General features: G+C 66.0%; 16 protein-coding genes and 1 pseudogene. 4 read left to right on the plus strand and 13 right to left on the minus strand.

Features of this window, described 5'->3' with window-relative positions:
- Nucleotides 1-14: 14 nt before the first annotated feature.
- Nucleotides 15-605, minus strand: a complete 591-nt coding sequence (locus EV148_RS09400) for a hypothetical protein (protein ID WP_131997063.1) — start codon at nt 603-605, stop codon at nt 15-17.
- A 6-nt stretch (nt 606-611) separates the two neighbouring features.
- Nucleotides 612-1,730, minus strand: coding sequence for a M12 family metallo-peptidase (locus EV148_RS09405; protein WP_158287413.1), 1,119 nt, complete (start codon nt 1,728-1,730; stop codon nt 612-614).
- A gap of 575 nt (nt 1,731-2,305) precedes the next feature.
- Between EV148_RS09405 and EV148_RS09410 the strand changes: the two genes are divergently transcribed.
- From EV148_RS09410 to EV148_RS18905, 3 genes and pseudogenes are all read left to right on the plus strand, one after another.
- Nucleotides 2,306-2,458 (plus strand): DUF2200 family protein, encoded by a 153-nt coding sequence (locus EV148_RS09410; protein WP_241988036.1) that lies wholly within the window; start codon nt 2,306-2,308, stop codon nt 2,456-2,458.
- Nucleotides 2,459-2,673: 215 nt separating this feature from the next.
- Complete coding sequence (locus EV148_RS09415) at nt 2,674-3,153, plus strand: VOC family protein (protein WP_131997069.1); 480 nt, start codon at nt 2,674-2,676, stop codon at nt 3,151-3,153.
- A 78-nt stretch (nt 3,154-3,231) separates the two neighbouring features.
- Nucleotides 3,232-3,864, plus strand: a pseudogene (locus tag EV148_RS18905) (glutathione S-transferase family protein); the annotation flags it as partial.
- 101 nt (nt 3,865-3,965) lie between these two features.
- On the opposite strand, the gene EV148_RS09425 reads toward EV148_RS18905, so the two are convergent.
- From EV148_RS09425 to EV148_RS09440, 4 genes are all read right to left on the minus strand, one after another.
- The gene (locus tag EV148_RS09425; protein WP_158287414.1) at nt 3,966-6,164 is read right to left on the minus strand and encodes a choice-of-anchor J domain-containing protein; all 2,199 of its coding nucleotides are present in this window, start codon (nt 6,162-6,164) and stop codon (nt 3,966-3,968) included.
- A gap of 336 nt (nt 6,165-6,500) precedes the next feature.
- The gene (locus EV148_RS09430) at nt 6,501-7,097 is read right to left on the minus strand and encodes an aspartyl/asparaginyl beta-hydroxylase domain-containing protein (RefSeq protein ID WP_199222751.1); all 597 of its coding nucleotides are present in this window, start codon (nt 7,095-7,097) and stop codon (nt 6,501-6,503) included.
- 247 nt (nt 7,098-7,344) lie between these two features.
- Complete coding sequence (locus tag EV148_RS09435; RefSeq protein ID WP_158287415.1) at nt 7,345-11,886, minus strand: DUF7507 domain-containing protein; 4,542 nt, start codon at nt 11,884-11,886, stop codon at nt 7,345-7,347.
- 508 nt (nt 11,887-12,394) lie between these two features.
- On the minus strand, nt 12,395-12,877 hold the full coding sequence (locus EV148_RS09440) for an Hsp20 family protein (RefSeq protein ID WP_131997081.1): 483 nt from the start codon (nt 12,875-12,877) through the stop codon (nt 12,395-12,397).
- Nucleotides 12,878-13,128: 251 nt separating this feature from the next.
- Between EV148_RS09440 and EV148_RS09445 the strand changes: the two genes are divergently transcribed.
- Nucleotides 13,129-13,533, plus strand: coding sequence for a hypothetical protein (locus EV148_RS09445; RefSeq protein WP_131997084.1), 405 nt, complete (start codon nt 13,129-13,131; stop codon nt 13,531-13,533).
- Nucleotides 13,534-13,698: 165 nt separating this feature from the next.
- Here EV148_RS09445 and EV148_RS09450 read toward each other — a convergent pair whose 3' ends face one another.
- The 7 genes from EV148_RS09450 to EV148_RS09480 all read right to left on the minus strand — a co-directional run bounded on the left by EV148_RS09450 (nt 13,699) and on the right by EV148_RS09480 (nt 21,327).
- Nucleotides 13,699-14,145: a response regulator gene (locus EV148_RS09450; protein WP_131997087.1), complete on the minus strand. Its 447-nt coding sequence runs from the start codon at nt 14,143-14,145 to the stop codon at nt 13,699-13,701.
- A gap of 133 nt (nt 14,146-14,278) precedes the next feature.
- The gene (locus EV148_RS09455; RefSeq protein WP_131997090.1) at nt 14,279-15,388 is read right to left on the minus strand and encodes a M23 family metallopeptidase; all 1,110 of its coding nucleotides are present in this window, start codon (nt 15,386-15,388) and stop codon (nt 14,279-14,281) included.
- A gap of 146 nt (nt 15,389-15,534) precedes the next feature.
- Entirely contained in the window at nt 15,535-16,962 is a 1,428-nt protein-coding gene (locus tag EV148_RS09460; RefSeq protein ID WP_131997093.1) for an MATE family efflux transporter, read from the minus strand.
- 287 nt (nt 16,963-17,249) lie between these two features.
- On the minus strand, nt 17,250-17,486 hold the full coding sequence (locus tag EV148_RS09465) for a hypothetical protein (RefSeq protein WP_131997096.1): 237 nt from the start codon (nt 17,484-17,486) through the stop codon (nt 17,250-17,252).
- Between the two features lie 139 nt (nt 17,487-17,625).
- A complete protein-coding gene (locus EV148_RS09470; protein ID WP_131997099.1) occupies nt 17,626-19,251 on the minus strand; it encodes a type I restriction-modification system subunit M in 1,626 nt (541 codons plus the stop codon).
- Nucleotides 19,248-20,258 carry a virulence RhuM family protein gene (locus EV148_RS09475; RefSeq protein WP_131997102.1) on the minus strand — a complete coding sequence of 337 codons (1,011 nt, stop codon included), beginning with the start codon at nt 20,256-20,258 and terminating at the stop codon, nt 19,248-19,250. Before EV148_RS09475 ends, EV148_RS09470 begins: the two co-directional genes overlap by 4 nt.
- Nucleotides 20,259-20,580: 322 nt before the next feature.
- Complete coding sequence (locus tag EV148_RS09480; RefSeq protein ID WP_131997105.1) at nt 20,581-21,327, minus strand: DUF3800 domain-containing protein; 747 nt, start codon at nt 21,325-21,327, stop codon at nt 20,581-20,583.
- Between the last annotated feature and the right edge of the window lie 17 nt (nt 21,328-21,344).

A 21,344-nucleotide genomic window follows, 5' to 3' on the forward strand; every position in this document is an offset into this window, starting at 1 on the left:
GGCCAGTCGGCCGCTCACTGCACTCGCGATCGACGCCAAGCGGCGATGACGATGAGAGCGAACAGCGCGACCAGACCTCGGTTGCTGATCGCAGACACAGCCAACGGCGGTGCCGCAGCGCGCGTCAACTCGACAAATGAGGCGTTGTTGGAAGGATCGAGGTCGGTCAGGTACGACGACAAGAAGTACCCAAACTGATAGGACGGCGGTGCATAGGCGGTGTAGTCGATGCTGACGTGGCAGATGAGAGATTGTCCCGGTTGCACAGGTTGATGAGGTGGATACCAGTCAAACTCGTAGTAAAAACTGTTCTCCAGATCCACGACGGAAACAAAAAACTGTCCGAAACAGTCGGTCGATATGCTTCCAATGTCGAGTTCATCGTAGATTGGACTGCTGCGGAACGCCCATTCTGAAATGACCTCCGGACCATGGTTGGTGGCGGATACCGTGAAGGTAATACGGTCACCAGGATGCAGATTGCTGCTCTGACTCGCCTGGACATCCACCGAGACGTCAGACGGAATGGCGACCCCCGCCAAGGCGGAGCTCGATCCGAAGATCGAGCTCGCCGCAAATAGCCACCGAAGCAACTGCGGTCGCATACTGGACTATTGAAACCCGTCAGCAAAGATGCGGCCTACACTAGCACGGTACTGTGCCTCGATTGGCGCAATCTCCTGCAGCACGCCCGCATTGTTCGCGGTGAGCGGCAGACCTGTCCTGAACCAGTCGTAGTACACGTCCGGATTGGAATAGTTGAGGATGCGGGGGCATGGGCTTCCCGTACATTCCTGCACATACGACATGATTGTACGAGCGCCCGTGCCCTTCGCATTGTTTCGAGCCCATCGCCCGAACGCATACGGTTCCACGGGGGTCGTGTTGACCGGCAAGTGATCCTGGTTGTGATTCGCGCCGAACGTGTGGGCGAGTTCATGCGCGAACACGTACTGTCCCTCTTGAGTCGCAAAACTCCTCAGCACCGCTGCCGCCGCGTGATTCGCGAAGGCGGGGCCCGGCAAAGGCTCGCCCTCGTAACCCGGAACTTGGGCCTGTCCCAAGGCGGTGCCTGGCAAGCCACTACCGTTGCTGATGAACACGACAGCGTCGGCGGCCCAGTAGTTACGGAGATTGAGTGCCTCTGTGTTATTGAGAATGAAACCGAGGTCGCCCGGTACGTCGTCGGAACTCACTCGTGACGTCCTGGCGGCGGCGGCCAATCTCAGCTGCGCAATCGTCGAATGTCCAGGCGAGGTGCTGCTCACGAGAGCCAGCTGTGTCTGGTCGATGCAATACTGGGCCGTCGCCCAGATGTTGCCGGTCGCATTTGCAGGAAAGAGCACCAGCACATCGACCGTTGTGTCGCTGCTGGTTGTTCCGGTGACGGTTGCCGCCAGCGGACCTGGGGTGGGCGCCTGCGGAGGCTCGTTCTCGGAGGCGTAAGCGGAGTTGTCGTAGCGGCTGAGGTAAGTGGCACTGGTACCGGCAGTATGGCTGATTCCATATTGCCCTTCGAGGCAAGAGATCGTGCCTCGCGTGTCATCGCCGGTGACGCTGAATAGCGCGGTGCAGTCGGCGCCCTTTCCCATCCACACAAAGGCATTGGCGCCTCGGCGTTCCGACCGGACCCGAGAGAACGAAATGAGCGCGCGGTCCGGTAGGTTCAACGGCAAAGTCGCTGGCAGCGTGGCGAGAAGCGGCGTGTTCACTTCGATCGGCCATGACACCGTAGCTCCTGATCCAGCCCCCGGCGCCGGCAGCATAGGAGCGCCGACACTGGAAAATGCCTGAGAACTCGGCGGACTTGAAACCACGACAAAGGATTGGGCGCCAACGCTCCCGAACGCAGTCCCACACAATAAACAATATCCCGCCAAGACCCTCCAGGCCTCGTTCATTCGCATAGATCATTTCCCCTGTTGCGCAGGCGTGCGCTCGATGATGTTCGCCGGGCAGAGGCGGTAATGGTGTAAGCGAATTCGGTGCTGACCTGTAGGAAATCTCCTACAGATGGCGCCTTGATTGACTCAGGCTTGACGGGACCGAGTGTCGAACGGAGGCGTCTCAATCCGAGCGATTGCGCTAGTCGCGCAGGGCGCCGGAATACCAATGCCCGCGATGCGTGGGAACGAGACCGGGACGCGGTCGAGCGGGTGAGCAACTATGGAGGGCACTTGTAGGGGCGGGACTCAACCCCACCGCCGCTAGCGGCTTTCGCGGAGGGCGCCCGGACGTTCGCGGGCCAACGCCAGGCCCTGACAGAGGCTTTTAATACAATAGGTTACATTCTGATCGCTACATTTTGCACGGAAACAGCGATCACCCCGTCACGGGCGTCGTCTGCGGCGTGCGCGTCGAGGCGGTGGAAGACCCGTTGATGCGCAAGATCCGCTGCCTCGACAAGCTCATCGACGAGCTCGCGAAAGGCAAGGCGATGGAGAAGATCCTGCGGTGAGGCTCGCACCTGCCGCGCGTCGACCGTCCGGCGTGCGTAGGGCGGATCAAGCCGCGCAGCGGCCGATCCGCCTTCGTGCTGCGCATCGGCGCACCCGGCGGCTCCGGCTGTCGACCTCGAGCCGCCATACGGTGGGGATGGGCTTTGTCGATTCCGGCCGCGTCCGTTCGTCGGGATGGGTACAGGGCATTCCTGCCCCTGATGGAGACGTTGCGATGGTTGCCAAGAACACGGTTTGCCTCTGGTACGACGGCACCGCCCTCGATGCCGCACGTTTCTATGCGGACACCTTCCCCGACAGCACGGTCGACGCGGTCCATGCTTCGCCCGCCGACTATCCGAACGGCAAGGAAGGCGATGTGCTCACGGTCGAATTCACGGTGATGGGCATCCCGTGCGTCGGCCTCAACGGTGGCCCCATGTTCACCCACGACGAGGCGTTCTCGTTCCAGGTCACGACCGAGGACCAGGCCGAGACGGACCGGCTCTGGGACGCGATCATCGGCAACGGTGGCAAGGCGAGCGCATGCGGCTGGTGCAAGGATCGCTGGGGCGTGTCGTGGCAGATCACGCCACGCGTCGTGCTCGAGGCGATCACCGACCCCGATCGCAAGGCGGCCAGGCGCGCGTTCGAAGCGATGATGACGATGTCCAAGCTCGACATCGCGACGATCGAGGCTGCGCGGCGCGGCTGACGCCGCGCCGTCCAACCTTCCTCCCCGGAAACCTGCAAGGCGCGGCGAGTCGTCGCGCCATCGATGGAGCATCGCCGAATGAAACCCACGATCACCGCATTCGAGCGCTCGCCCGATCGTGGCCGCGGGCTCGCGCGCGACATGCGCGTGCGCTGGGCGCTCGAGGAAGTCGGCCAGCCTTACGACGTGCGCCTCGTCTCGTTCGCCGCGATGAAGGAACCCGCGCACCGCGCGCGCAATCCGTTCGCACAGATCCCGACCTACGAGGAGGGCGATCTCGTCCTGTTCGAATCCGGCGCGATCATCCTGCACATCGCCGGGCGCCACGCGGGCCTGCTGCCGCGCGAAGCGGACGCACGGGCGCGCGCGATCGCGTGGATGTTCGCGGCGATCAACACGATCGAGCCGCCGATCCTCGACCTGCAGGTCGCGAAGTTCGCCGAGGCTGACAAGCCCTGGGCGACGGAGCGACTGCCGCTCGTGCTCGACCGCAACCGCCGGCGCCTGCGCGAACTCGCCGCGCGCCTCGACGACGCCGACTGGCTCGATGGCGCATTCAGCGCGGGCGACCTGCTCATGATCGGCGTACTCATGCGCCTGAAGCCATCCGGCCTGCTCGAAGAATTCCCGAACCTCGCTGCCTACGTCGCGCGCGGCGAAGCGCGGCCCGCGTTCCAACGCGCGTTCGCGGCGCAACTCGCGGTGTTCACGCGCACGCGTAGGCCATCCCCTCGCCATCGTTCGCGCCCTGGGTCCGCACGTCGCTGCGTTGCGAGCCGGTCCCGTTGCAGGAACCGGCTCTCCGTGCCGCCTTACCGCGCTGGCGGCGCCTCGTCGAACCCGTCCGCGAAGAGCACGTCCGACACCTGCACACCCGCGCTGCTCTGGTTGTTGGACGGCGGATCGGTCAAGCCCGAGCCCTTCGGCAGCGCGACGCTCGCGATGTTGAAGAACTCCACGTAGTCGTCCGCGGGATCGGCTGCCACGATCACCTCGCCGCTCATCTCGAAGTGCAGCGCCGCGTCCTTGGGGAACGAAGCGATCGTCGCATCGAGCACGGCACTGCCCGGCGTGAGCGCGGGGCACGTGGTGCCGATGGCTTCGACGCACTGCCACACCACGGTGGCCGGATCGAGCCGCACCGGCGCCACGTCGAGTACGCGCACATTCGCGGCATCTGCCTGGCCGTCGTTGCCGACGAGGATGGTGTAGGTCACGGTGTCGCCGAGCGCCGGTCGCGGGCGATCGACGGTGTTCTGGATCCACAGGTCCGCTTCGGTCGGCACGACCAGCAACACCACCGACACCTGCTGCGGCGCCGCGGCGTAGTTGTCGTTGCCCGCCTGGTCCGCCGCGAGGACGCATCCACCCGCCGCGACCATCGTCACCGTCGTGTCACTCACGGTGCAGATGCCGGGAGTGAGCGAGCTGTAGAGGATCGGCGCTCCCGAGTTCGGCTTTGCGCTGCTGGCGAGCGGCGCGATCGCGAACGCGCTGCCTGCGGCGAACCAGCGCGTCTGCTCGGTCTGCGGCGGGAACGTCAAGGTCTGGCTCGCCTGCGCGATCGCCACTGATTGCGACACCTGCGGTGCAGGATTCCATGCCGCGTCGCCCGGCTGGTCGGCGGTGATCGTGCAGGTTCCGGCGGCGACGATCGACACCGTCGAGGCGCTGACCGTGCAGGTCGCGGGCGTCGAGGAACCGTAGGCCACGGCGAGGCCGGAACTCGCGCTCGCGGGCGGGTCGATCGCGAACGTTCCGCCCGGGCTGTAGGTCTGGCCCGATTGCGGCCCGAACGTGATCGTCTGGTTGCCCATCGGCGTGAACGCGTTGCTCACGCCTGCAGGTCCCTCGCCCGCCCCGTTCGTCGCCTTCACGGTGCAGGTGTACGTGGTGCCGTTGACGAGGCCCGTCAGCGTCAATGGCGGCTCGCCCGATCCGCTCACGACGTTGCCGCCACTGCAGGTCGCGTTGTAGGTGACCGGCGGCGCGCCGCCGTCACTCACCGGCTGCCAGTCCACGACCACTTGCGCGTCGCCCGCAGCCGCGGTCACGTTCTGCGGCGCGGCAGGGAGCAAGGGCGCGACGATGATCGCGTACGGCCTCGAACCGCTGCACCCGCTGTTGTCATGCGCGGTCACGATGAAATTGAAGGTCCCGATCGCGGTCGGCGTGCCGGAAAGGGTGCCGCCCGCGCCCAGCGTCAGGCCCGGCGGCAGTGCACCCGCCGTTATCGCGAACGATGGCGCACCGAGCGCACCGGTCTGACCCAGCGCCTGGCTGTACGGCTGGCCCCACGACGCATCGGGCAGCGAGGACGGCGTCACGGTGACGGCCGGACACACGTAGGGCGTGTACACCACGTTATCGACGCCGATGTAGTCGGAATTCGTGCCGGACGGACCGGCACCGGTGACGAAATAGCGGAATGCGATGCGGCCCGATGTCGGCGCGGGAAGCCCCGACATCGTGACCGTGTATTGCGTCCACACCGCCGGGTAGACATTGGTCACGAGCGTCGGGTTGATCGACAGCAGCAGCGTCGAGAAGTCGCCGAACGCGGACGCACCCGCGCCGACATTGGTGCTCGCGCCATTCGTGCTCAGGCGCAGCTCGAGGCGATCGGGATACTCGGTGCCGCCGGCAGGCGTGGTCGGGCGCCGGGTATAGAACTGGAAGACGTCGCCGTTGCGGAACGTGCGGTTGGGCGTGATCAGCCAGTCGCTGATCACGCCGGTGCTGCCCGTCGTCGCGGCGTAATTGGCCGCGATGTACGCGTTCGGCGCGCCGTTGAACGCATCGAACGGACCCGGGTCCGGCGTCGCGTTCACGGGTATGCCCTGGTACCAGGAGTTCGGTCCCAGCGGCTGGCTGTTGTTCTGGATGACCCAGCCGCTGCCCGCAAGCAGGCCGACGTTGTCGAAGTTCTCGGTGTACGCCTGGGCGCAAGCCAGGCCGGAGACTCCGGCGAGCAATGCGCCCGCGGCGATGCGGAGGCTCGCCCGGCTCATGCCCGATCTCCGAAGTTGGAAGTTGCGACGCATTGGCTGATGTGGACAACGGATGCAACGAACATGAGTGACGACTCCCCCTGGAATGTTCGGGCCATGCTGGTTGCAAGTTGCGTGCCGTGCTGCAGTCCATGCGATGCCCCGAGGGCTGAAGCTGGGATCGAGGGCTGAGCGAGGCGCGAAGTGCATTGCGACTTCCGCCCTTCGCACAAGGGCCACGTGCTGATTGCGTGCGGGAGCGACGGAACCGGCGATGCCCTTCGAAGACGGCAGTGCCCGCGAGGACGCGTGGCGAACCGCGGTAGCGGCCCATGCGCGCACGCTTGGTTCGGTAGCTCACGACGAGGCGAGCAACCTCTCTAGCCATGCATTCACGTGGAGGTCGAGCACGAGGTGCACGCGGTCGCTCGAACCCTCGTTGCGCACCGAATGCGGATCGGCGAGGCGCAGGTACCATGCTTCGCCGGGTCGCATCGCGACCGGCGTGCCGTTGAGCACGAAGGTCACGCCGGGGTTCGTCGTGATCGGCACGTGGACGCGCGCGACGCCAGTCTCGGCCATGAGGTCGTGGTCGCTGTGCTCGTGGATGCACGATCCCGGCGCGAGGCGCATGAGGCGCGCGACCGTCACGGGGCAGTCGAACAGCGCGATCGCGTGGCGCAACGCAGGCGCGCGGTCGAGCCATGGCGTATCGACCCATTCGGTGGCCGAGGGATCGGAATAGATCATGCGGATCGGATGCGTCTCGCCCGCCGGCGCGCGCAGCGGCACCACGCTCCAGTCACCGGCGTAGTTCTGGGTCACGAAATGCGCGATCCAGTCGTCTGCCTGCAGCGCGGTTACATCCGCCAGCAGCGAAGGCACGTCGAACGCCAATGGCAGGCGCACGCGATCGGGGAAGCGCAAGGTTCCCGCCACCATCGGAAGATTCATCGTCGGCCCGCCCTCTCGCCACATCCGCCGCGCATGCGCGATCGACGCGTCATTGTCCCGCGCCTGGCCGCGGAAGGCCACGCCTGCCGAAAGGTCGTAGGGTGGATCAAGCCGCGCAGCGGCGCATCCGCCTTCGTCGTTCCCGCGACTTCGCATTCGGCGGCTCGGCCTTCGGCCTCGAGCCGCCCTACCCCTTCCACTCCATCGCTGCGACCGGCATTGCACCGGTCGCAGCGTGATGCTTGCCTCACCCGCAACCGCCCGCCGCGTCGAAGCCGTTGCGGAAGATCGACTCGAGCGAGAACAGCACGTTCGCCCCGGCCGTGTTGTTGCCGGCATACGGGTCGGTCGTGGCTGCGGTCGCGGTCGCGACGAAATGCAACGGCTGCGCCGCAGCGGTGCCGATGCAGACCGTCATCGCCACCGTCTTCGTTTCGCCCGCCGCGAGCGTACCGAACGTGCACGGCCACGCGCCCGAGCAATCACCCACGTTGGAGACGAGCATGACGCCGCTCGGCAGCGTGCTGGTCGCTTCAACGCCGGTCGCGCTGCTGGGGCCGTTGTTGGTCACACGCACCATGTAGGTGGCTTCGCTGCCGCGCTCGACGAAGTCGGGCCCTTCGAACGTGATGGCGACATCCGCACCGGCGCCGATGGTCGTCGTCGCGGAGTGGATGTTGTTGCCGAGGTTCGGATCGTCCGTGCTGCTCGTCACCGAGGCGACGTTCGCGAGCGGATTCGCGCCGCTGTAGTCGGCGGGCACCTCGTACGTCACGGTCGCGGTGCGCGCGCTTCCCGGCACGATCGTGCCGAGCACGCACGGGAACGCCGTGCAATCGCCGCCCACGCCGAGCAGGGTGACGCCCACCGGCAACGGATCGGAGAGCATCACGTTCGCCGCATCGCTCGGTCCCGCGTTGGCGACGGTGATCGTGTAGCTGACCGTCGTTCCCGCGAGCGCGGCGCCTGGCCCGGACTGCGTCACCGAGAGGTCGGCCGAGTTCGCGAGCGCGACGTTGGCACTGGCGACGTTGTTCGCCGATTGCGGATCCGTCGTCGCGGCGGTCGCGTTCGCGCTGATCACGATCGGGTCGGCGCCCGCATAGGTCGACGGCACCGAGTAGGTCGTCGTGATGAGGCGCGGCGCACCCGGAGCCACGCTTGCGAACGAGCACGGGAACGCGGTCGTGCATGCGCCCGTGTTGGCGACGAACGCGACGCCGGCCGGCGCGGAAGCGGCGACGTTCACGGCGGAGGCCGAGGCGGGCCCGTTGTTCGTCACGGCAATGGTGACGGTGAACGTACTTCCGCGTACCGCATTCGAGGTCGCCTGTATCGCCACCGCGAGGTCGGCCTCGCGCGTGACGGCGACGGTCGCACTCGCGCTGTCGTTGGCGGGGTTGTCGTCGCTCGCGCTGGTGACGGTCGCCGTATTGACGATCGACGCACCGGCGTAGCCGTCGGGCACCGCGTAGGTCGCGATGATCGTCTTGCTCGTACCCGGCGCGAGGCTCGCGAACGTGCACGGGAACGCATGGGCGCAATCGCCCGCGTTCGACACGAACGTGAGGCCGGCCGGGGTCGCGTCGGCGACGCTGATCGCGTTGGCCGTGGCCGGGCCGTGGTTGGTCAGGGTCAACGTGAAGCTCACGTTCGCGTTGGCACCGGCGGTGGCCGGCGCCGCCATCGCGAGTTCGAGATCGGCGGAGGCCACCTGCGAGACCGTCGTGCTCGTGCTCGCGCTGTTGTTCGCCGGCGTCTCGTCGACCGTCGCGCTCGTGACGCTCGCGTTGGCGACGATGCTTGCGCCGGCATAGTCGGCCGGCACGCCGTAGACCACCGTGACCGTGCGGCTCGCGGTCCGCGCGAGGTGCGCGAACGAGCACGGCAGCGAGGTGCAGTCACCGCTCACCGACACCGGCAGCAGGCCCGCCGGAACCGGGCTCGACAGCGTGACGTTGCTGGCGGCGTTCGGTCCGTTGTTGGTGACCGTGATCGCGTAACTCACCTGCCCGCCCGCATTGACGCTGCTGCTGCCGGAGATCGCAGCGGCGAGGTCGGCGCCGGTACCGATCGCCGCGTCGGGCAACGGCCACACCCAGGCGCCGCGCGAGCGCGTGAAGGCGGCGAGCGTCGTGAAGCCGCGGTCGACGACGAGCTCCCACACCATCACGCGCGGGAAGTCCTCGAAGTAATACCAGGTCGGCGAGTCGGCCGAGATGTCGTCGGTGTAGTACAGGCCCCAGTCCGTGCCCGCGAACACCTGGTCCGGCCGGTTCGGGTTCGGCATGATCTGCTCGACCGGGATGTCCGGCAGGTTGCCGGTCTTGTCCTTCCAGGTGAAGCTCGGGCAGTTGTAGTCCGAACAGGTGACCTGGAACACGTGGCCCGGGCGGCCCGGCGTGTTCGGGTTGAAGCCGCCGACCGCCGCGTACGCGACGAGGGCAGTGCGCGGGTCGAAGCGCACGCCGAAGATCGGCCGGTTCGGCAGCACGTTGTTGTCGTCGGTCACGTTGACGGCCGTCGCGCAGTTGCCGTCGAGCGGCGGTGCGGCCGGGCAGTTCGCGGCCGCCGCGGTACCGAGGCCGAACACGAGCTGCACGTTGCCGTCGTTGGTGCCGACCGCCGCGACGGTCGGGTCGGTGAACGAGTACGCGACGTAGTTGATGTACGAGCGGTTGTCGCTGCCGATCAGCAGGTTGTTCTTCGTGAGGTTCGGCGTGCGCGCCTTCCACGACGCGCGCATGGCGGAGGTCGTCGGGTTGGTCATGTCGACCGTTTCCCACAGGCGGTTCGTGCCCGCGATCATGTGGTTGCAGCCGTTGGCCGTGCTGCAGCCGCTGCCGGGCGCGTCGAGCGCGCCCCATTTGTAGATGTCGTACGACATCGCGAAGATCGTGCTCGAGAGGTCGCCCGCACCGCCCCACGTGCCACCGGTGTTGCCCGAGGCGGTCGAGAAGGTGCCGGACATCGTGTTGCCGTAGGTGAGGCTGCGCGCGAGCGAACCGTACTGGCTCGAGTTGAACCAGATCGCGTTGCCGATCGGCTCGATCTTCGTCGTCGTGCCGTCACCCGAGCAGTTCGAGGTCCACAGCTGCGGGCCGGTCGGCATGCCGGTGAATTTCGTCGCCGAGCAGCCGTTGTCCTGCGCACCCGCGCCGATCGCCGGCGTCGCCGAGTTCGCGAAGTTCGAGGTGATGTCGCCGAAATAGAACTCGATGCTGTTGATCGTGTTGTTGAGCTGGCGGAAGCTCGGGAACGGCGCGTCGGCATCCTCGGTGTAGAACACGCCGCCGTCGGAACCCACGAGCATCTTGTTCGGGTGGCCCGGGATGAACGCGCGCGCGTGCTGGTCCACGTGCACGTGGTCGAGCGTGCCGGCCGGCTTGGTGGTCCAGCCGCAGGTGATGTCGACGTAGTTGGAGCCGCCATTGGTCGAGCGGTAGATGTCGAAGCCCGACAGGATCGTCGTTTCCGGATCGGTCGGATGCACCGTGAGGCCCGCGTCGTACCACATCTGCGAGCCGCCGCCGGCGGAGTTCGAGTCGCTGCCGCAACGCGCGACCGCGGCCGTGCTGGCGCGCTGCGTCCACGTGTCGCCGGCGTCATCGCTGCGCCACACGCCGAGCACGTTCCTGTTCGCGGCCGATGCCGCCATCGCATACATCGTCGATGGCTGGCTCGGCGATACGGCGAGCTCGATGCGGCCGATGTCGGTCGCGCCGGCGACGCCGTTGCCGGTGCCGGCGGGCCAGCCGTTGTCGAGCAAGGTCCAGGCGTTGGTCGCGGGGCAGCCGCCGGTCGGGATCACGTCGAGCCGGTAGACGCCATTCGAACCGGTCTGGCCGAGATCGGGCTGCACCGGCGTCGGCGCGCCTCGCGTGCCCACCGCGACGTACAGGCGCGACGTGCCGTTGCCGTTGTCGACCGGAACGAGGCCGGTGATGTCCTGGCGCTGCGGCGTCGCACCGGTCGCGTACGGGTTGGTGTAGCACGGGCCGACCCAGTTCTCGCCCGCGTCGTAGGAGAAGAACACGCTCGTCTTCGTGCCGGCGATGACCGTTTGCGAACGGTTCGGGTCGACCGCGACCTTGCCGATCGCCTGGTACTGCGGGAACCCCGCCGCATCGTAGTGGCCACCGAACGTCTCCGTGCCGAGCACGCGCCACGTCTCGCCCTGGTCGGTGCTCTTCAGCACGCCGGTCGCGCCGAACGAGAACGACCCGTAGTTGAGGTCACCGGTCGCCGCGTAGATCGTGTTGTGGTCGTGCGGGTCGATCGTGATGTCGGAGATCGACAGGCCCGCCACTTCCGGCACGTCGGTCACGACGGTCCAGCTCGTCGTGTTCGCCGGCGGCGCGGCCATCGAACAGCAGGTCGTCGTCTTCCAGATGCCGCCGCCATCGGAACCCGCATAGGCGATCGTCGGATCGACCGGGTCGACCGCGATCACGTTGATGCGGCCGGACACGCTGCCGTACTGCATCTGCGTATTGTTCTCGGGCATCGGCCCGAGCGGAATGAAGCGACCGGGATCCAGTGCGAGCGGCGAATCGGGCACGCGCGACTTGTCGTACGTGCGCGTGCCGATCGGCTTCGCGCGTGCCAGCATGCGCTCCTGCCGCGCGGCTTCCGTGGCCCAGCGCGGATCGAAGTGACCGGTCGGATACGTGTAACGGGTGATCCAGTAATCGCTGGCCGGCGGACCCTCTTCGTCCGCTTCCGATTCCAGCAACGGTTCCGTCATGTGATAGGCGACGCCCGCGGCGACCGCCGAGACGGCGAACATCCCCAACAACCATTTGCGCATACATCCCCCCAGACGATGGCGGGTCGCCGGGAGTGCTCCGGGCCCGCATGAAGTTCCGATCGCACGCGATATCCCTGCGCGCCTTGCGAAACACTGCACGAAGCTGAAGCGGGTACGACTCTCCCTCGCTTGCAACTGCGAAGGTGCGGAAAAACAAAACGATGGGCATCCCTGGTGACGCAGATCGCGTCGGCTTCCATCCCCGGAAGCAAGGCATTCCGCCTCTGAGCGGAACGCCGTGGCGATCATATCAATCGGCAGACGGAACGCCAGAGGGCCGCCGGCGGGAAACCGGCAAAGAACGCATCAAGACTCGTAAAGATCGATGGCGCTGCCGGCGATCGCGCGGACCGTCATGGAAAGTGGCGTGGCATGCCGCGACGCGCGTGCCGGGACCTCCCGCACGCGGTCGTGCAGGTGCATGCGCACTCCGTTCCGACGACGCGGCAAAGGAGGCAGGCGCCCGCGGGGCGCCTGCCCGCATCGATCAGGCCGCCTTGGGCGCCTCGATCTGCGCCGGCGCCTTCGTGGTGCCGGCCGCCTCGCTGCGGATCTCGATGCGGCGAGGCTTCAGCGCTTCGGGGATCTCGCGCTGGAGTTCGATCGTGAGCAGGCCCTTGTCCAGCGACGCGCCCGCGACCTTCACGTGGTCGGCGAGCTCGAAGCGGCGTTCAAACGTGCGGCCGGCGATGCCCTTGTGCAGGTAGACGCTGTCCGGCGCGGGTTCGGCTTCGCGCTTCGCGCCCGCCACGACGAGCAGGTTCGGGCGATCGGTGAGCGTGAGTTCGTCGCGGTCGTAGCCGGCCACGGCCATCACGATGCGGTAGGCGTCTTCGCCCACGCGGATGATGTCGTACGGTGGCCAGTTGTCCATCGGCTGGATGCGACTGGCGCTCTCGAGCACGTCGAAGAGGCGATCGAAGCCGATGCCGGTGCGGAACAGCGGGGAAAAGTCGAGTGTGGTCCTCATAGCCATATCCTCCAGGGTTGCAAGCAACATGGACATGAAGCGGCGTCCGCCAGGACGCCCTCACGGCGGGCCCCGAAGGCACCCGCGACGTCGCATCTAGGGATCGGCGAACACGTTTCAAGAGGGCGCATTCAGCGCCCGTCGGGGCGCGCAAACGAAAATGCCCGGGAACCAATTCCGCGGGACGACGGTCCCTTTTTCCGGGCCCGTCGCGGCCGTGTTTTCCAGCGAACCTGCAGAGGTGCTAATCCATGATCTCTCCCGTCCGCCATGATCCTTCGCAGTGGTGCCTGATGGCCACGCTCGAGGTGGCCGAGAATGCACCGGACTTGCCGGCGATCCTCGCCGATCTCGATTTCGACTTCCGGCTCGAACGGATTCCTTCGCCGCCCGGCTTCCTTTGGTTCAACCTGCTCGTCAACGCGCGACGCGGCCAGCGTCGGTGCGCGCTGATCGCGCACCGGCTGTTGAACGCGTTGCGCAGCATCGCCGACGCCGGTGACCTGCCCGCCTTCCGCATCATCGCGGGTGAACGGTGGCTGCATTCGCCGTCGGCGGACGTCGATGACGCACGCCATTCGAACGTCGAACAAGGTCGTCCTGAAACGATCGCGGAAACCGCTCTCGCGCGACAGGACCGCACCCGAGCGCCCTGAGTGCAGGCTGTGGCCGGGAGGTCGAAGCGCCCGCCCTCGAGGGCAGCCCTTCGACCATGGCCTGCGGCCTGCGCTCAGGGCGAATGGAGGGGCGATTTCAGTCGCGATGCGCTTCGAGGAAGGCAGCCAATCCCGGAGCCGGCGCGGCAGGCCGCGCCAATGCGATCAGTACATGTGCTCCGGCAGCTGGTTGAGCTTCGCCCAGAACTTGCCGACGGTGCGCACGGCCTGCGTGAATGCGCTGGCATCGCTCGGCTTGACCACGTACGCATTCGCGCCGAGCGCGCGGCTCTCGGCGATATCCTGCTTCTCGTTCGACGAGGTGAGGATGACGACGGGGATCTGTCGCGTGTAGTCGCTCTCGCGGATCGTGCGCAGCACCTCGAACCCGTCCATGCGCGGCATCTTGATGTCGAGCAGCACCAGCGCCGGCGCTTCGTCGGGCCGCCCCGCATAGCGGTTGCGGCGGAACAGGAAATCGACCGCGTCCGCGCCGTCTTCCACGCGTTCCACCGGGTTCGCGGCGCCGACGTCCTGCAGCGCCTCCTCGATCATTTCCGCATCGAAGGCGTCGTCTTCGACGATGAGGATGGGTCGGTAGCCGGGTTTCATGTCGGTCGTTCGCCTCCGGACGGGGTCGGCCTCGCCGTGCGGGCGCATGAACGACCGCGAGCGCGTGCATCAACCATAACGGTTGCGACCGCGTTCGTCACCCCGCCCCCTTCACGTGGCAAGCGCACGCCGCTCAGCGCGCCTCGAAATACGTGCCGCGATCGAGGATCTCCTCGTTCACATTCGCGAATCGGCACGGCAACGCGTCGGCGTTCTCCCAGTCGGGTCCGGCCTGCAACTGGTAATGCAGGTGCGGCGCGTTCGTGTCGCCGGAATGGCCGAGCTTGCCGAGCACCTGGCCCTGCGCGACACGATCGCCCTTCGCCACGCGCAGCGAGCCGGCCATGAAATGCGCGAGCAGGCTGTACTCGCCGTGGCCATGGTCGATGACGAGGTGGTTTCCCGGATCGCCGCCGCCGAGCTTGCGGAATTCAGGTGCGAAATACGCCGGATCGCTGGTATCACCGACCGGCTGGTCCGGGCGGTCGCTGCGCAACGCGACGACCACACCCGCCGCGGGCGCGATAATCTCGCGTCCCCAGCCGGGATAGTCGGTGTTCTTCTTTCCATCGCCCGGCGCGCATACCGACCACGCCGCGTCGGTGCCCATCGCATCGATCGCGAACTGGCCGCTGCGATTGCGATGACCGCCGTTCGCGGCGCCCGCCTGCAGCACGACGCCCTTGCCCTTGAATGGAAATACGAGTGACGTCGCCTGCGTATAGGTTTGGATCGGCACGACGATGCGCGCCGCGACCGTGCGACCGTGCTCGTCCCTGAGCGTCGCCGCGACCGTCATCCGGTTGGTGCCGAACGCTGCGGGTTCGGTATGGCGAAGGCGCAGGAACAGCGGCCAGTGCAGCGGCGTCGGCGACTCGCGGCCGTCCGGCAGTTTCGGCGCGAAGCTCGATCGATACGTCATCGCGGCGAACGCTTGCTTGCCGTAGTGCGCACTGCGCAGTACGAGATCGTCCTTCGCGAGTTCGACGTCGAGCGCGATCGGCTCCAGCGTCGCAGGGCCCGGCGTCTGCACCGCGATCGAGACGACCCAGCTTTCGGTGTTCTCGTGGCTGCGATCCTTGACCTTGAACACGCGGGTCGGGCGCAGGACGAGGATGGCGCCGCCGGTTCCGGCATCACCCGCCGCCCTCGCCGGCGCGGTCGTGGAAGCGATCGCAGGCGTCGCCGCGGCCAGGGCGGCAGCACCGAGGAATTGCCGGCGCGTGAAGGCGGTAACGGGCATGGTCGGATCCGCAGTGGGCGCGAAGGCGCGTCACCGATCATGATGGCGCATGCCCGCATGCGCGTGTGAAGAATGTCACGGGCATGCGCCTCGCCTGGGCGCGAGGGCCGTTCGGCTCGTCGCGAACCAGGCGAGGCTACGCGCGTCTACACGCGCGCGAGCTTCCATCCCCCGCGCGAGAACAGCCACAGCGTGAACAGGCCGACCGAGGTTTCCGACACGAACACGGCCCAGAACACGCCCGTCTCCTGCCAGCCGAGGTGCAGCGCGAGCCACCATGCCAGCGGAATCTGGATCAGCCAGAAGAACACGACGTTGATCCACGTCGGCGTGACCGTATCGCCGGCACCGTTGAACGCCTGCACGCTGACCATCCACCAGCCGTACACGAACAACGCGTACGAGAGGATGCGCAGCCACTCCGCGCCGACGAGCACGACGGTCGGGTCGTCGGTGAACACGCCCACGATCTGCCGCGGCAGGAAGAAATACGCGAGCGAGACGAGCAGCAGGTAGGCCATGTTGTAGCGCCCGATCTGCCACACCGCGGCCTCCGCGCGATCGGGCTGCTGCGCGCCGAGGTTCTGCCCGACCAGGGTCGCGGCGGCGTTGGACATGCCCCAGGCCGGCATCATCGTGAACATCATGAAGCGGATCGCGATCGTCGCGCCCGCGACTGCCTCGCTGCCGATGCTGGCGAGGATGCGCATGAGGAAGATCCACGACGTCATCGCGACGATCATCTGGCCGACGCCGCCGAGCGAGGTGCGCACGATGTTCCACAGCACCGCGCCCTGCCAGCGCAGGTGCGAGGCGAGCACGCGGATGTGCTGGCCACCGCGCAGCAGCACCCACAGCTGCACCAGCACGCCGGTGCCGCGACCGATGTTGGTCGCGATCGCCGCGCCCTCGATGCCCCACTCGGGGAACGGACCGACGCCGAAGATCAGCAGCGGGCACAGCAGGATGTTGAGGCCGTTGGACAGCCACAGCACGCGCATCGCGATCGCCGCATCGCCCGCGCCGCGGAAGATCGCGTTGATGACGAACAGCAGCATGATCACCGCGTTGCCGCCGAGCATCCACTGCGCATAGCGGTAACCGTGCTGGATCGTCCAGTCGTCGCCGCCCATCAGGCGGAGCAGGTCCGGCGCGTACAGGATGCCGACGATAGCCGGCAGCAGCGAGGCGAGCAGCGCGACGATGATCGCCTGCACCGCGGTCACGGCCGCTTCGTCCGCCTGGCCTTCGCCGACCCGCCGCGCGACCACCGCGGTCACCGCCATCGCGAGCCCCATCGCGATCGAATACAGCAGGAACAGATAGCTCTCGGTCAGCCCGACCGTCGCGACCGCCGACGGCCCGAGCCGCGCGACGAAGAAGATGTCGACCACCGCGAACGTCGACTCCAGCACCAGCTCGAGCACCATCGGCACCGCGAGCAGGAACACCGCGCGACGCAGCGGGATCTTCGTGTAGTCAGCCTGCGTGCCGCGGATCGCCTCGCGCAGTTGGCCGAACAGCGTGCGCGGCACGACGGGTTCGGGTAACGCGGGGTTGGCGACAGGTTGCATGCAGGAAACCTCGCGAGCGACAGGGGATGGTAAACGCAGGCCGCACGCAGCGCATCGCGGTGGTCAACCGCCTGGATGTGCCGTTGCAGCCTTCTTCATCACGACGACGTACGGACAGGCCGCGAATCGACATCGCGAAGGCATCGCAACCGAAGTCGCCCAATTGGACGCGCCCCCGCTCTTGGCGCTTTCCGAGGGAGCGGCTTCAACGGCGATGCTCTTCACCCACATGAAGCACTGCAGGAGCGCACCCTGTGCGCGACCCCAACGCCTACCCCACCGCCACATCACCCATCATCGCGTTCCCCACGACGACGCGACACCTGCAACGCCCCGATCCCAAGGCATATCACCGCCGGCCAGAACGTCACGAAGAACAACAGCCCAGGTCCGATCGGATTGGGGTGCCGATCAGGCCACAACCCGATCGCCGCGAGCAAGATGATCGCGAACAGCGGCGTCCATCCGATCAACGCGATGATCGCGCCAATCCTGAAGAGCCGATTGCCCCAGAACGCGTTCATGGCCCCTCCGCTAAATGGCCGACCCGGAGACACTACCTCGCTCGCGGCAAGAAATGGTATTCGGATCGACGGCACGACCGTACGCTCTGGTCCAGCGAATCGGCGTGCAAGCGCGCACTCTGCCCTCGTGTTCGAGCGCTCAAGGCAACGGCGGGAGTCCCAACTCGATGAGGAACGCATTATGGCGGCTCTTCGCTTCCGCCAGTGCCTTCTCGATCGTGCTCAACTCCGCGTGTACCGAGGCCAGATCGATCTCCGCTTCCGTCTCAGCCGTGCTGACGTAGCGCGAAATGTTGAGATTGTAGTCGTTGTCGATGATCTCCTGCATCGGCACCCGCCGCGCGTATCGCTCGATCGGCTTCTCCGGGCGCTGCTGATAGGTCGACACGATGCGTTTGATGTGCGCTTCGCTCAATTGGTTCTGCCGCTTGCCTTTGACGAACTCCTCGGCGGCATTGATGAAGAGGACATCGTCCGGCTGCTTGCACTTCTTCAGCACGAGGATGCATACCGGTATGCCGGTCGAGAAGAACAGATTGGCAGGCAGGCCGATCACGGTGTCGATGTGACCGTCGGTCAACAGCTTCTTTCGAATGTCGGCTTCCTTGCCGCCACGGAACAGCACGCCGTGCGGCAGGATGATGGCCATCACACCGTCGTCCTTCAGGTAATGCAGGCCGTGCAGCAGGAAGGCGAAGTCGGCTGCGCTCTTGGGCGCCACGCCGTGGTTCTTGAAGCGCGGGTCCTGCGCCATCGCCTCGCCCGGCTCCCAGCGGTAGCTGAAAGGCGGGTTGGCCACCACGGCATCGAAACGCGGCTTCCTGGCCGGGTTGGTTTCGCGCAGCCAGTCCCAGTCGTTCTTCAACGTGTCGCCGTGATAGATCTCGAACTCGGTGTCCTTCACCCCGTGCAGCAGCATGTTCATGCGCGCCAGGTTGTAGGTGGTGACGTTGTACTCCTGCCCCACGATCTTGCCGATGCTGCCGCCCGCTTCCTTCATGCGGTGGCGGATGTTGAGCAGCAGAGAGCCCGAACCACAAGCGAAATCGAACACGCTGTCCAGTTTGCGGCGCGGGCCGGTCTTGGGCTCCTGACTGTCAAGGGTGACGATGGCCGACAGGATGTTGGAAATCTGCTGAGGCGTGTAGAACTCGCCCGCCTTTTTGCCGCTGCCGGCGGCGAACTGGCCGATCAGGTACTCGTAGGCATCCCCCAGCGTGTCCGCCTCGGTGGAGAACAGCGCCATGCCGCGGGCCAGCTCGCTGATGATCGAGCACAGCTTGGCATTGCGGTCCTCGTACTTCCTGCCCAGCTTGTCCGAGGTCAGGTTGATTTCCGAAAACAGGCCCTGGAACTCACTCTCGAAGGAATCTTCCTCGATGTGCTTGAAGCCCTTCTGCAAGGTGTCCAGCAGGCTGCCGTCCTGGGTCTTCGCCAAGTGGACGATGTTGCCCCACAGGTACTTTGGCTGGATGACGTAATGCGCCTTGCGCCGCATCTGCTGCTCGAACGCCGCCACATCGTCCGGGTTGGCCGCATACCAGACCGACAGCGGCGTCTTGCCGCCGTTGCCGATGGCCTGCGGATCGGGATAGTCCGACCCCAGCTCCTTCCTCGCCGCCGCCTCGTAGTTGTCCGACAGGTAGCGCAGGAACAGGAAGGACAGCATGTAATCGCGGAAGTCGTCCGCGTTCATGCTGCCTCGCAGCTGGTCGGCAATGGCCCACAGGGTCTTGCCGAGTTGTTTCTGGTCGTCGTCGGTCATGATTTCAGGCGTCGTTTGATCTTGTTTTCGATGGCAGCCAGTTCGGCCGCGTCGGCAGCATCGGCGGCGCGCGCTTCCTGCTGCTTGCGTTGTTCGTCGAAGGCGAGGTACCGCTCGCTGGTGGCGGTTTCCATCTGATCGTGACCGACCGAGCCGGGGCTCTTCAGCAACGGGAACCCGTTGGACGCGATGATCTGGCCCACGTTCTCCATCCAGAAGCGCATGGGGATCTCCTGGCGGTTCTTGGCCCGCAGTTCCGCGGTTTCCAGGAAGATCACGACCAGCCGGTTGAGGGTGTCGATCTCGTCCTCGCTCAAGTAGTTCTTGGCGATCAGGATGTCCTGCTTGCGCACCCGGCCACCGCTCCATGCGCGCAGGCCGAAATGCGGATCATCGGGATTGGCGCGGGCCAGGATCAGCTCCGCCGCCGTTTGCCCGGTCACCGCATACAGCAGCAGGTTCTGCACGGTGGCGAAGAAGACCTGCGTGGCGCGGTCGGTCTTGTCGTAGTCAACGCTCAGCGCGAACAGGTCACGCACCTTCTGGTAGAAGCGCTTCTCCGAGGCGCGGATGTCGCGGATGCGCGCCAGCATCTCGTCGAAGTAATCCGGCCGGCCATCCGGGTTCTTCAGGCGCTCGTCGTCCATGACGAAGCCCTTGAGCAGGTATTCCTTCAGCGCCGTGCTGGCCCAGCGGCGGAACTGCACGCCGCGCGGGGAGCGCACCCGGTAGCCCACGGCCAGGATGGCGTCGAGGTTGTAGAGCGTGACCGGCCGGCGCACGGCACGACCGCCCTCCTGTTGAACTACCGAGGATTCCTCGGTAGTTCGTTCAGGTTCCAATTCCTTGTCAGAAAAGATGTTTTTCAGATGCAGGCTGATGTTGTCGGCGGTGACGTCGAACAGCTCCGCCATCTCCGCCTGGGTCAGCCAGACGGCCTGGCCATCGGCGCGCAGCTGGATGCGACTGCGGCCGTCTTCGCTGGTGTAGAGGATCAGGCCGCTCATGAAGGCAGCGCGCTCCTTCTCGACAAAAAAAGGACCCTCTCCCAACCCAACCGATTGAAATTACGGTCTTTCTCTCTGAGTTCTCTCTGCATTTCTCTAATTTCTCTCTGCATCCGGCGGCACCAATCGCCAGCAGGGAGCGGAGCGCAGGGCGGGGCTGAAATGACGCCATACACAGAGGAGAAGCAGGCAAACCATCGCCGCGCGCCACCGCACGGGGCCTTGACCATAGCGGAGACTTTCGCTACAAGTGACGGCGGAATCTGAGGCCGTGCCCTTTGGCCGGCAGTAGGATTCCCCCCGCCCGCCGCAAGGCGGGCTTTTATTTTGGCCATACCACGATCCCCGTAGGCCCGCCGGATAGGCGGTTGACTTCAGTCACTCTGGCTTCGCCGAGTTCCTCGTAGATGTCTTCACCGAACGTTTCGCCGGGAAAGACCCGGCGGAACGCGGCATAGGCATTCAGATCGGCAAGCTGGATGAAGTAGGACTCGTGCGACCGACGATCCGAAGAATCCTCCACGATGTTCTGCGCCTTCCGGTCCAGCGAGGGGCCGCCAAATGCGGAAGGCACGTGACTGAAGCGGCGCATGGCGCGAATTTTCTTGCGAATGAACTCGCCATGCCCTTCATCCGGCAGCACATGGATGTTGTCCTTCCTGTCTGTGCCAAAGCGCTCCAGCCGCTGGATGGCCCACTGCCACGCCGTGTCACGTACATCGAGGTCGCGCTTCTGGATCTTGGTCTTGTCGATGAGTACCGTGAAGGAGCGAAACAATCCGCACTTCCGCTGGAATCGCAAGGCGGCTCGATATGCTGCAAGCCGTGCCGGGTAGCGCAGGCCAGCGGGCTTGATATCGCCCTTGTTGTGAATCAGCCAACTGGCCTTGAGTTCGGCGCGCGGCGAAATGTGAAAGTTGTCGCGCAGATAGCGACGGAACGCGATGGTCTGATCCAGCGCGCTCAACCAATCGGCATCGTGCAGCAGGATGCAGGACAGCGCGAACGTCCCAGTGGGCGACCGCTCCAGACCCGTATCGCCGCTCTCGTCGAAGTATGCGAAGAACATCTCGTTTCCTCCTTGAA

It is taken from the genome of Dokdonella fugitiva, assembly GCF_004342425.1.
GTDB lineage: Bacteria > Pseudomonadota > Gammaproteobacteria > Xanthomonadales > Rhodanobacteraceae > Dokdonella_A > Dokdonella_A fugitiva.